Origin of the sequence: Methylobacter sp. Wu8, from assembly GCF_036440755.1 — a bacterium.
Taxonomy (GTDB): Bacteria; Pseudomonadota; Gammaproteobacteria; order Methylococcales; family Methylomonadaceae; genus Methylobacter_A; species Methylobacter_A tundripaludum_A.
The window spans coordinates 1-12,380 of sequence record NZ_JAZGVT010000011.1 but is presented as its reverse complement, the minus strand read 5'-3'; the positions used below and the strand labels follow the sequence as shown (position 1 = coordinate 12,380).

Sequence of the window (12,380 nt, the reverse complement as noted above, 5' to 3'; positions counted from 1 at the left end):
CAAAATAGAACACGGATGACGCGGATTAAGGAACGTGCATAAAATAACTTGAGCAAGTTGTATTTTTCATTTTTTAACCATGAAGGACATGAAGCGGCATGAAAGGTTTAAGTCTTCATGTCCTTCATGCTCTTCATGGTAATTGCCTAAATTAATTTATGCACGATCCTAAACGGATAATCACTGATTAAAAGTCCCCAACAAACCTGGTTCCGGCTTTTAAAAATCCGTTCTGTCTAAGCCATCCGTGTTCCATTATCGGGCGAAAATCATTTTAAGCCCTCCGCCTGAATCGGCACTGAACTTTTAACGTAGCGATAATCCCTGAACCATACTGCCGACTGCTTGTCCGAAAGATGCGCCCAGCTTGCCTGCGATTTTATCGAGCAAATGCTCCTGCTGGCTGAAGTCCACCCGTTTTTCCGCGCCGATCAGTTCCTTGGCGACACTGTCCTGAGTGCCGACGCCATCGACTATGCCGAGCTTAACGCCTTCTTCGCCGGTCCAGACCAGCCCTGAAAACATGTCGGGATTTTCTTTAAGCCTGTCGCCGCGACCGGCTTTAACCGCATCGATAAACTGCTGGTGAACCTGGTTTAACAGGCCTTGTATATACTTTGTTTCGTCTTCTTTAGACGGTGAAAAAGGATCGAGCATGGCTTTATGCGCGCCGGCCGTGAACAAACGCCGCTCCACGCCCAGTTTTTGCATGCCGTCGACAAAGCCGAAGCCGTCCATCAGTACGCCTATGGAGCCGACCAGACTGGAAGGGTTCACAAAAATCTTGTCGCTGGCCGATACGATAAAATAACAACCTGAGGCGCAAATATCGCTGACCACTGCATAAATCGGCAAATCGGGATGTTCTTTTTTAATTTTCCTGATTTCCTCGTACACATAAGAGGATTGCACGGGGCTGCCGCCCGGCGAATTCGCATGCAGGATAATGCCTTTGGTGTGCTCGTCTTTGACCGCATTTCTTAAGCTTTCGATAATGCTGTCCGCATTGGCGTCTTTGCCTTCGGCGATCATGCCGACTACATCGACGACGGCGGTATGCCCCTTACTGTCGGCGCCAATATCGCCACTGAGCTTTGGATACATCGCTACGCCGAACACGGCGATCAGGTACACAAACATCAAGCTCTTAAAAAAAACGCCCCAACGCCTCGCTCTTGTCTGCTCGGTGACGGCGGCCAGAGCCAGTTTTTCAATAACTTCGCGCTCCCAGCCTGATTCGCGAATCACTTCGGATTTGTTCTGATTGTCCATGCCTTGTTAACCTCTAATAATATTCAGCAATTCCGCCGGCTGCTGCAAGCATATCAGCGGACTGTATTGTTGCAGTATGTCTTGCGGGTGCGCTCCGCACGATACCGCTATCGACGATATTTGGGCGTTCATCGCCATTTGCAAGTCATGAGTGGAATCGCCGACCATTAAACTCCGTTCATTCGCCGCGTTGGCATGTTGCATAATCTGATGCAACATCAGCGGATCGGGCTTAGAAGCGGCTTCGTCGGAACAACGGGTGATGCAGAACAAATCTTCCGTATCTGTCGCCTGCAACGCTTCCTGCAATCCGGTCCGGGTTTTGCCGGTAGCAACGGCCAGTTGATAACCGGCCTGTTTCAGTTCGACCAGCATTTCGTAAACGCCGGGAAATAAATCTTCGCGGCTTAGCTGTCTGGACAAATAGGTTTGCTGGTAACAGTCCGTCAATTGCGTCAGCGTTTCATCATCGGCTCCGGGAAACAGCTTGGCGCAGGCCTTTCTGATACTCAGGCCGATCACGTCTTTTGCGGCCTGAGGTTCGGGAATATCGCAGCCGCACTGTTTTCCCGCGGTTTGCAGGCAGTGGACGATCCAGTCTATCGAGTCGATCAGGGTGCCGTCCCAATCGAATATGATTAAATCAAACTTGTTCTTCATGTTTTAACAAATCTTCCAATTGCTGTGGCAAAGGCGCCAAAATGGTTAACGGCTCCCCGGTAACAGGATGTTGAAACTTTAATTTTTCCGCGTGCAGGAACATGCGCTTGTAGCCCCGGTCTTTAAACTTGCGGTTGATGTCATCGCGCCCGTAACGCTCGTCGCCGACAATCGGATGCCCGAGACTCGCGGCATGAACACGTATTTGATGAGTGCGTCCGGTTTTTGGCGAAGCCTCGACCAGCGTCGAGTCGGTAAATAATTTCAAGCGCCGAAACAGCGTCTCGGCCTCTTTACCGGCTTTGCTGATCACCACCATGCGTTCTCCGCCTTGACTGACATTTTTTAACAAGGGCGCATCAACCACCTGTTTTTTCCGGGCCCATTGCCCGGCCAACAAAGCCAGATAGGTTTTATGGATGTGATCGTCACGAAACAGCTCATGTAACTTCTTTAATACGCTACGTTTTTTGGCGATGATCAAGCAGCCCGAGGTATCTTTATCGAGCCGATGCACCAGCTCTAAAAAATGCGCTTCGGGTCTTATCAGGCGCAGCCCTTCGATAATGCCCGAACTGACGCCGCTGCCGCCGTGTACGGCGTAACCCGAGGGTTTGTTGACAATCAGGAAACCATCATCCTCAAACAAAATACCTTGCTGCAACGCAGCTTGCAAACCCTGCGGAACATACGATTCTTCGCTACGCTCGGCCACTCTGACCGGCGGAATTCTGACTATATCGCCTGCAACCAAACGGTATTTAACATCGACGCGGCCTTTATTGACTCTCACTTCACCTTTACGAACGATCCGGTAAATGCGGCTTTTAGGCACCCCCTTCAAACGGGCAATTAGAAAATTATCCAATCGTTGATCGCTGTTTTCTTCGGTAATTTCGACCAATTGAACTTTGGGGATTACGCTTTTATCTTCACTATTCATAATGCAAATAATACCAGCATCTGGTTATGATTGATTCTTTAAATTGATGTATGGCAATAACATTGCTATATTAAGCGAGTTTTTTATATAAAAAACATACTATTGCTCTGCGATTTGGCTAACAACACCGCCTTAGAGCGCTACTCAATGATGATTAAAACAGCGATTAACTACTCCCGCTGGCTCATCATTGTAAGATTTTCGGGTTCATCGTTCGACCCTAGACGAACGATCTATAACTCCTGTTTAAGACGGAATTTACAACCAAGACTGAAAAAAGAATATTTATTTGCTTAGACTCTGTCCGTGCAACTACCCTCGGTTTTCACCTATGTGGTGACCGGGGGTACTAACTACAACACGCAGAAACGGAAAAAAGACCGTAAAAACTAAGATATGTAGAAGTGGCTTTAGTACCCCTACACAAACACGATGACCCAAACCAGTCTGATCAGTAAAATCTGACCATGGAGCAGGACACAACAAGGAATATTGAATGAAAAGAATGCTTATCAACGCTACGCAGCCGGAAGAACTGCGAGTCGCTTTGGTAGACGGTCAAAAACTGTATGATTTTGACATAGAAGTACCTTCGAAAGAACAAAAAAAATCCAACATTTACAAAGGGATAGTAACCCATGTAGAACCCAGTTTAGAAGCCGCTTTTGTAAACTACGGCGCTGAAAAACACGGATTTTTACCTTTCAAAGAAATTTCTCCGCTCTACCGTCAAACACAAGATGGCGTCGAAAACGACGGCCGTCGTCCAGCCATAAAAGACCTGATTAAAGAAGGCCAGGAAATCGTTGTTCAGATTGAAAAAGAAGAACGCGGCAATAAAGGCGCAGCTTTAACCACCTATATTAGCCTGGCCGGCACCTATCTGGTGCTGATGCCCAACAACCCGAAAGCGGGCGGCATTTCGCGGCGCATAGAAGGCGACACCCGTAGCGACCTGCGCGAAGTGATGGCGGCGCTTGAGATCCCTGAAAGCATGGGACTCATTGTTAGGACAGCCGGATGCGGCAAAAATGCAGAGGAACTGCAATGGGACTTAAACTACTTGCTGCAACTCTGGGAAGCCATAGAACGCTCGGCAGGCGAACAGACAGCGCCGTTCCTGGTTTTTCAGGAAAGCAACGTTATCATCAGGGCCTTGCGCGACCATTTGCGCGGCAATATCGATGAAATCCTGATAGATAATGAAGACTCTTTCAAACTGGTGCAAAACTTCCTAAAGCAAGTCATGCCGCACTTTTTGCCCAAGGCGAAGCTGTACCAGGACGCAGTCCCCCTGTTTAACCGTTACCAGATCGAATCCCAAATCGAAGTGGCTTATGGCCGCGAAGTTTCACTGCCGTCGGGCGGCTCGATCGTCATCGATCACACCGAAGCGCTGACCTCGATCGACATCAACTCCGCACGCGCCACCAAAGGCAGCGACATCGAAGAAACGGCGCTGAACACCAACCTGGAAGCGGCCGATGAAATCGCCCGCCAATTGAGACTGCGCGATTTGGGCGGCCTGTTTGTGATCGACTTCATCGACATGATGTCCAACAAGAACCAGAAAGCCGTCGAAAATCACCTGCGCGACGCCCTTAAAATCGACCGCGCCCGCATCCAGACCAGCCGCATCTCGCGTTTCGGCCTGCTGGAAATGTCCAGGCAACGGATGCGTCCGTCACTCGGCGATTCCACACAACTGCCGTGTCCTCGCTGCAAAGGCCAAGGTACGATCCGCAACGTAGAATCGGTCGCGCTTTCCGTACTGCGCATTCTTGAAGAAGAAGCGATGAAAAAAGGCACGGAAAAAGTCATTGCCCACTTGCCGATTGAGTGCGCGACGTTCCTGTTAAATGAGAAACGTAGCGCTATCGAGCAAATTGAAAACCGCCTGAAAGTCGGCATTGTGATCCTGCCCAGCAAGCACTTGGAAACACCGGCTTATGACATTGAACGCATCAAGGAAAAAGAGGCCGGCGACAGCAAGGCCAGCTACTTGCAGATAAAAGCCGAAGACATCACCATCCCTGAGTTTGCCCAGCAAGTAAAACCGAGCGCGACAAAAGCGGCGGTCAAGGAATTCCTGCATGACTCTCCTGCGCCCGTGCAAAGCAAAAATGAATCGGCCAGCCTGATACAACGCTTCTGGCATAAGCTTGTAGGTTCCAGCGCCGCGCCTAAAGCCAAGGAAACGGCGACACCCATCACTGAAAAAGCCAAACCGGCTGACGAGAGTCAACCGAGCAGAAGCAGGGAGCGAGACAACAGACAAGTCCAGGAAAAAGGTAGGGGACGCAGCCGCGGCCGCGGGCAAGGACGCGGTCCAAGAGAGCAAGTTCAAGCGACTGAGCAAGGACCGGCGCAAAAACCGGAACAAGCTCAGGAGTCGCCTCGTCAAAACCGTCCTCCGCGCGGCCAAGGCAGAAACGTAAGACGCAATCTCGACCCGGCTAACCTGCCTGTAGCTAAATCAGAACAGGTTAAAAGCGAAGCGGCTGATGTCAGTGAAGTTATTTCGTCTGTGCCGGAACTTGCCGCCCCAGCGGCAGTTGCCGGAGAACATCCCAAGAAAGGCAATGCCAGAAGGGGGCCGAACCGCAGACGTCCGCGCAATCCCAACTACAAAAAGCCTGAAACGGACGGCGATTCAAATGCTAACCATGACGCGCCCAGCGAAAGCAACGACGAGTCGCGCCCGGCTCCCCGTTCTTACGACAACGACTTTGCAGCGAGAGCGGAAAGAACCGAGCGCCCGGAGCATCATCAAGCCGAAACCCCAAAACAGGTTAACAGCGGCAGCCAGGATTCGGATGCGCCAAGACCGGCGCCTGTTGCTGAACCGGCGGCTCCGGCACCAAAACCGGTTGTTGAAGCGACGCCAAAACCCGCTGAAGCGGTAAGACAAGAAACGGAATAACGTCGAAGTAGGCCGGGAAGCCTGTTCAAGCCACAGCAAGAACAGGATCCCCGGCACACCACCTATCGATACCTAACCTCTACCGCCCCGTTCCCCAACAACGTTCTCAATCGCGCCACCAGTTCATCGGTGGGATGGACGCGCCATGCATCGCCCAACAACAGATTCGCTTTTGCATCCTTTGATGTATAACTAATACCTACAGGACAGCCGCCGCCTTTAAAAGGTTCCAGCACGGCCATCAGCTTCGTAACAAAGCCATGATCTTCCTGCTCCCCCGCATTCCACACCAACTGAATGCTTCTGGCAAAAGCCTCCCTGGCCTGTTCCATGCTATACAGTTTTTCAACCGACAAGCGCAGCGTCCCCAGATAATCGTCAATACCCAACGCCCCTTCGGCAATCAACAGACTGTCGCGGGAAAAAATGCCCCGGTATTTTTCGTAAACATCACCAAAAGCCGCAATCTCAAGCCTGCCGGTTCGGTCGTCAATCGTCGCAAAGCCCATGGTTTTGCCGCTCTTGGTCTGACGGGTGCGCACTTCGACGACCAAACCGGCCGCTCGGGCCTCCATCTTGCCCCTGGACCGCTCCACATCGCCCAGCAACGAGGCTATGGTGCCGTGGGTAAACTGCCTTAATTCAGGCTCGTACTGGGTTATCGGATGCCCGGTCAAAAACAAGCCCAGAACCAGCTTTTCAGCCGCCAGCCGTTCATTTTCCGACCACGGTTCAACCACAGTCGAATAAGCGTCGGCATCATCCGCGGCATCGGCATTGACGGCCAGCCCGAACAAATCGTTCTGGCCGGTTTGCGCATTTTTGCCGTGCTGCTCGGCGACTTTTAATACGGTCGGCAATTCCGCCAAATGTCCGGCCCGGTTATCGTCGAATTCGTCAAACGCCCCGGCGCGTATCAACGCCTCCAGCACCCGCCTGTTGAATTTGCGCAAATCCATCCGCTTGCATAAATCGTACAAACCGGAAAACGGCCCGTTCTGTTCCCGCTCGATCAGCATTTCTTCAATGGCCGCCTCGCCGACTCCTTTCAGCGCGCCCAAGCCGTAAATGATCTGACCCTGATCGTTAACGGTGAATTTGTATTTTGAAACGTTGATCGTAGGCGGCATAATTTCCAGCTTCATCTGCCGGCATTCTTCGATCAGAATCACCACCTTGTCGGTGTTGTCCATATCGGCGGACATCACCGCCGCCATGAACTCGGGCTGGTAATGGGCTTTCAGCCAGGCGGTTTGATAGGCGACCAGCGCGTAAGCGGCGGAATGCGATTTATTGAAACCGTAACCGGCGAACTTCTCCATCAGGTCGAACACGTAAGTGGCGATTTTTTCATCGACCTGGTTTTCTATCGCGCCGGCGGTGAATTTATCCCGCTCCTTGGCCATTTCCTCCGGTTTTTTCTTACCCATCGCGCGGCGCAGCATATCCGCCCCGCCCAGTGTGTACAGCGCCATTTCACGGGCGATCTGCATCACCTGTTCCTGGTACAAAATAACGCCGTTAGTGGGCTTTAAGATAGGCTCCAGCAACGGATGCGCGTATTCCGCCTTGGCCCCGTGCTTGACGTTGATGTAATCGTCGACCATGCCCGATTCCAAAGGCCCCGGACGGAACAGCGCCACCAGCGCGATAATGTCGTCGAAGCAGTCGGGTTTCAGTTTTTTAATCAACTCCTTCATGCCGCGCGATTCGAGCTGGAACACCGCAGTGGTCTGGGCGTTTTTTAGCAATTCGTATGACGCGGCGTCATCGCGGGGAATGGTCGTTATATCGACCGGCGGCTTGCCCAGCTTCTTTTGCTTGGCGTTGATGTCCTGCAACGCCCAATCGATAATGGTCAGCGTCCGCAACCCAAGAAAGTCGAACTTGACCAGGCCGACCGCTTCGACATCGTCCTTATCGAACTGGGTGACCAGGTTATTGCCGTCCTGGTCGCAATACAACGGGGTAAAGTCGGTCAGCTTGGTCGGCGAAATCACCACGCCGCCGGCGTGTTTGCCCGCATTCCTTGACGTGCCTTCCAGCGACAGCGCCATATCGATCAGCGCCTTGACCTCCTCTTCGGTGTCGTAAAGCTGTTTCAGTTCCGGGCTGTCGCTTAGCGCTTTGGTCAGCGTCATGCCGATTTCAAACGGGATCAGCTTGGCCAACCGGTCGACAAACCCATAGCCGAAACCCAGCACCCGGCCGACGTCGCGGATAACCGCTTTCGCCGCCATCGAACCGTAGGTAATGATCTGCGCGACATGATCGCGGCCGTAATTCCGGGCGACATAATCGATCACCTCATCCCGGCGGTCCATGCAGAAATCCACGTCGAAGTCGGGCATCGACACCCGCTCGGGATTCAAGAACCGCTCGAACAGCAGGTCGAATTCGATAGGGTCGAGGTCGGTGATCTTCAGCGCGTAAGCCACCAACGAGCCCGCACCGGAGCCCCGCCCCGGACCGACCGGGATAAAATTATTTTTCGCCCACTGGATAAAATCGGCAACGATCATGAAATAGCCGGGAAAACCCATCTGGGTAATCATTTTCAACTCGAAATCCAGGCGTTCATAATAAACGCGCCGGTTTTCCTCATCGGTATCCTTGCCCACCGCCGGATGGTGCTGCAAACGCTCCTCCAAGCCTTTCATGGCCTCCTCGGCCATAAACTCACCCAGGTTCATGCCTTCGGGCACCGGAAAATCCGGCAGGAAGTTTTTGCCCAGCGTCAGTTTTAAATTGCAGCGTTTGGCGATTTCTACGGTGTTTTCCAAGGCCTCGGGCAGATCGGCAAACAGCGCCTGCATTTCATCGGCGCTACGCAGATATTGCTGATCGGTATAATCCTTGGGGCGGCGGTTATCGTCCAGAACCCGGCCCTGATTGATGCAGACCCGCACTTCATGGGCTGCAAAATCCTGCTGATGAACAAAGCGCACATCATTGGTCGCCACCACCGGCAAACCGGTCGCCAACGCCAACTCGACGGCGGCGGCGATATAACGCTCCTCTTCGGGTTTTCCGACCCGCTGCAATTCCAGGTAAAAGCTATCCTCGAACAAGCCGCCCCAAAACTCCGCCAGCCGCTTGGCCGCATCACGGTTTTCGGCCAACAGCGCCTTGCCTATCTCCCCGCTCATTGCGCCGGACAATGCGATCAGGCCGTTATGGTTGGCTACTATCCACTCCTGGCGGAGCATCGGCACGCCTTGGTGCTGACCTTCCTGATAGGCTTTTGAAATCAACTCGGTCAGCGTGATGTAACCGGTATGGTTGTTGACCAGCAAAGTCAAACGGTAGGGTGTCGCGGGATCTTCGGGATTGAAAATCAGCACATCGGAACCGGCTATCGCCTTGATGCCTTGCCCCAATGCCGCTTTATAAAATTTGACCAGCGAAAACAGATTGGCATGCTCGGTGACCGCAAGCGCAGGCATATTTAACTCGGCCAGACGCTTGACCAAGGGTTTGATTTTGACGATCCCGTCTACCAGAGAAAATTCGGTGTGAAGTCTTAAATGGACAAATGCCGGCTGCATGGAAAATATGGACTGGAGTTAGAAAGAAGCGTTACGGACGGGTTATTTTACCGCGTATGCAAAAGCCCGTGTGTTCAAAACACAAAACTATTAACAAAGCCCTTTTACACCACAGCCTCCTAGTATTAATACTTATTGCCTGAAGGGCTGGATTCCTCTACTCTGTGGCTTGCAGTACAAAGCCGGGGATTCAGATTCAACGGCTTTTCAAGTAGCACGTTACTTAAACAAAATCTGCCACAGAAGGAACAAACATGAAATTAACCTGGATACTCGTTGCTGATAATACTCGTGCACGCATTTTTAGCGCTGACACGCCTTCTTCCCCTTTAGAAGAGATCGAAGATTTTTCTCATGCGGAAGGCCGTTTGCATGACCGGGAAATAACTTCGGACCTGCCTGGAAAAATTAAAAGCGTCGGTGCAGGCGGACACGCATTTGAGCAACCTACCGACCCGAAAAAACACGAAGCCGAAAATTTTGCGCGCAACGTCGCCCAATATATGGAAGATGCACACAACGCACACAAATTTGAGCAGTTACTGATCGTTTCGGAACCCTCATTTCTTGGCTTGCTGCGCCACCAATTGCCGGATCAAATTAAAAAACTGGTTCAGTTCGAACTTGATAAAAATATCACCACGCTTAGCGCCGCCGATATTCGCCAACACCTTCCCCAGTATTTACCCAATCTTTGATAAGTATTCCCGCTCCTGCACTCCGGTGCAGAAGCGGGAAAATTTACCCTACACAAAACACAACACTTGGAATTCCTCCAATAGTTACACACAAAATCTGTGGATAACTCTGTGTATTGATTGTTTTATTTATCGCTTACCTGCGGTTTTTATTAGTGTTTTGTTAAATCGTACAAAAACTCAACAAATCAATAATTTTACAAACTATCAATAACTTACAATTACATTACAGACTTTAAACGGCACATTTAAAGGCATCGCTAAGTCACTGATTGTTGCTGTGCACAAATAATATTGAATCAAAACCATTTCCCGCATTTAAGAGCCAATGTTACGGCTTAAGCCATGAGAGATCGTGCCAATCTGTTCGGAACTTTGACGTACTCAATGCAGGCCTTGCCGCTTATTCGTTCTGACGGGAGCTTCTATTATTTCAATTTTGAAAAATTGCCGCCTGTAAGTTATAGAAACTGACAGACGGCAATATTATGAACAAGTTATCTTCGAGATTAACGTAACAGCTGCATCACGCCTTGGCTGGATTGGTTTGCCTGAGCCAGCATTGCTGTACCTGCTTGTTGCAGGATCTGGGTACGACTCAATTCCGCCGTTTCCGATGCGAAATCTGTGTCTTGAATACGGCTGCGTGATGCAGTCATATTCTCGGACGAAATCTGCAAAGTTGAAATCACCGAGGTGAAACGGTTTTGTACCGCACCCATCGCGGCGCGTTTGGCGACAACGGTGTTGATCGCGGCGTCGATAGCCTTGATCGCGGCGGTCGCGCCCGCAGCGGTGCTGACATCCAATCCGCCGCCAATCACCACGTCGTCGTTGTTTTGGGCAACCAGGCCGAATTTGGCCAAACCGGTGCCGCCGGAGGCAGAACCGTCGCCATCGATTCGGATTGAACCGCCGTTGGACGAGGTTAGGCTGATGCTGCCGCGGACACCGACAAACTGGGCAGTGGCAATCGTGGTTGCGGTGCCGGTCGAGCTGTCGGCGACTGCGGTGAACACGCCGCCACCCGTTGCGCCTGCGCCATCATCGTCGGCAACGATAATATCGACGCCTGAATCCGAAGTCAGCAACAACTTACCGGTAACGGCGTCCGCGGAAGCCTTGACGCCCGCGACACCGGCTGCATTGATCTTGGTTACCACATCGGATAACGCCACATCGGTTGCCGCCAGCGAAATGACGGTGCCGTTAATAGAGAACTTGTTGGTTGCTGCCAGTGTCGATCCGGCTACGGTGACATAAGCTGTCGTTTTCGCTGTCGCGGTGACGTTGGTTTGATCGCCGATCGCGTTGATCGCAGCGGCTTTATCCGCCGCGCTGCCGGTTGCGGTGGAGCCGACCAGTATGCCGTTGATTTTTACCACGTCGGTCGAAGTGGCTACAGTGTCGTAAACGCCGGCCAGTACGTTCAGGGCAGTGGTGGCTGCTGCACCGGTGGCGACTGAGCCGGACATGTCGCCGTCGCCGACCACGTTGCCGTTGCCGGTGCCTTGGTTGAATCCGAAGGTGTTGATTGCACTTGGATCGTTGGCTGTCAACGTGCCGATTTTAATATCGGAGCCGTCCCCGCTGGTAAGGCCCAGAAAACCGTTATAGGTTCCTGCGGTCAAGCCGGAGTTAGAAGTGGTGCCGCCAATCGTTATTGCCGCGCCGTTATCGTTGGTCAATATCAGATTGCCGTCCTTGCCGATGGACGCGTCGACGCCGCCGACCTGCCGGTTGATATTGTCGGCCAATTGCGATAATGAAACGGCGGTGTCTATGGTTACCGCAGTGCCTGCGGCGCCGGCGGCTGTGGCTACGGTGATGGTCAAGCCGGTAACCGCTTTGTCGGCGGCCACTGAAGCGCGCGAGCCGGTGACTTTGTTAAAGGCGTCCGCAGTCACGCCCGATGTTGAGGACGTGGCGTTAATCGCTGTTTCCAGGCCTGCTATATTGGCAACAGACGCACCGGCGGCTACGCCGCCCACGGATACGCCGTTAATGGTCATATCGCCTGCCGTCGTCGAGGTATTGGTAACGCGTCCTGAGTAGGTTTGTCCTGCCGCCACCGAACTGTTCAACGCCAAGGTTTTGGTGTCGGTCTGGCCGATGGTGAAGTTAATGCTTTGGCCTGCGTAGGCGCCGACCTGAATGCTGCGGCTTTGATTGGCGCCGGCCCCGGAAAACAGCTTGACACCGTTGAAGTCGGTAGTGGCGGAAATCCGGTCAATTTCATCGTAAAGCGATTTGACTTCGTTCTGGATAGAGGTGCGGTCGGTGTCGCTGTTGGAGTCGTTGGCGGACTGTACGGCCAACTCGCGCATCCGTTGCAG

At 52.3% G+C, this 12,380-nt stretch carries 7 protein-coding genes; 2 read left to right on the top strand and 5 right to left on the bottom strand.

The features are described from left to right. Nucleotides 1–306: 306 nt before the first annotated feature. From V3O24_RS00305 to rluC, 3 genes are read right to left on the bottom strand one after another with little or no spacing between them, the layout of a single operon-like run. Nucleotides 307–1,272, bottom strand: coding sequence for a S49 family peptidase (locus tag V3O24_RS00305; protein ID WP_104425324.1), 966 nt, complete (start codon nt 1,270–1,272; stop codon nt 307–309). Nucleotides 1,273–1,278: 6 nt separating this feature from the next. Continuing rightward, nucleotides 1,279–1,932 carry an HAD-IIIA family hydrolase gene (locus V3O24_RS00300; protein ID WP_104425325.1) on the bottom strand — a complete coding sequence of 218 codons (654 nt, stop codon included), beginning with the start codon at nt 1,930–1,932 and terminating at the stop codon, nt 1,279–1,281. After that, on the bottom strand, nt 1,916–2,875 hold the full coding sequence (rluC, locus tag V3O24_RS00295; RefSeq protein WP_104425326.1) for a 23S rRNA pseudouridine(955/2504/2580) synthase RluC: 960 nt from the start codon (nt 2,873–2,875) through the stop codon (nt 1,916–1,918). The genes V3O24_RS00300 and rluC overlap by 17 nt, the downstream gene beginning before the upstream one ends. 496 nt (nt 2,876–3,371) lie before the next feature. Here rluC and V3O24_RS00290 point away from each other — a divergent pair, with 496 nt between their 5' ends. Next, nucleotides 3,372–5,798, top strand: a complete 2,427-nt coding sequence (locus V3O24_RS00290; protein WP_331305607.1) for an Rne/Rng family ribonuclease — start codon at nt 3,372–3,374, stop codon at nt 5,796–5,798. A gap of 62 nt (nt 5,799–5,860) precedes the next feature. Here the strand turns inward: V3O24_RS00290 and dnaE are convergent, their stop codons facing one another. Next, the gene (gene dnaE / locus V3O24_RS00285) at nt 5,861–9,346 is read right to left on the bottom strand and encodes a DNA polymerase III subunit alpha (RefSeq protein ID WP_331305605.1); all 3,486 of its coding nucleotides are present in this window, start codon (nt 9,344–9,346) and stop codon (nt 5,861–5,863) included. Between the two features lie 254 nt (nt 9,347–9,600). Here dnaE and V3O24_RS00280 point away from each other — a divergent pair, with 254 nt between their 5' ends. Beyond that, complete coding sequence (locus V3O24_RS00280; protein WP_104425329.1) at nt 9,601–10,044, top strand: host attachment protein; 444 nt, start codon at nt 9,601–9,603, stop codon at nt 10,042–10,044. A gap of 509 nt (nt 10,045–10,553) precedes the next feature. On the opposite strand, the gene V3O24_RS00275 is transcribed toward V3O24_RS00280, so the two are convergent. Next, nucleotides 10,554–12,380: flagellin (locus tag V3O24_RS00275; RefSeq protein ID WP_331305604.1), on the bottom strand; the 1,827-nt coding region annotated here is incomplete at its 5' end.

What these genes read in the sequence shown, in the direction of transcription:
- V3O24_RS00280 (WP_104425329.1), top strand. Translation starts at nt 9,601, where the DNA reads ATGAAATTAACCTGGATACTCGTTGCTGATAATACTCGTGCACGCATT.
- V3O24_RS00300 (WP_104425325.1), bottom strand. Translation starts at nt 1,932, where the DNA reads ATGAAGAACAAGTTTGATTTAATCATATTCGATTGGGACGGCACCCTG.
- dnaE (WP_331305605.1), bottom strand. Translation starts at nt 9,346, where the DNA reads ATGCAGCCGGCATTTGTCCATTTAAGACTTCACACCGAATTTTCTCTG.
- V3O24_RS00305 (WP_104425324.1), bottom strand. Translation starts at nt 1,272, where the DNA reads ATGGACAATCAGAACAAATCCGAAGTGATTCGCGAATCAGGCTGGGAG.
- V3O24_RS00290 (WP_331305607.1), top strand. Translation starts at nt 3,372, where the DNA reads ATGAAAAGAATGCTTATCAACGCTACGCAGCCGGAAGAACTGCGAGTC.
- rluC (WP_104425326.1), bottom strand. Translation starts at nt 2,875, where the DNA reads ATGAATAGTGAAGATAAAAGCGTAATCCCCAAAGTTCAATTGGTCGAA.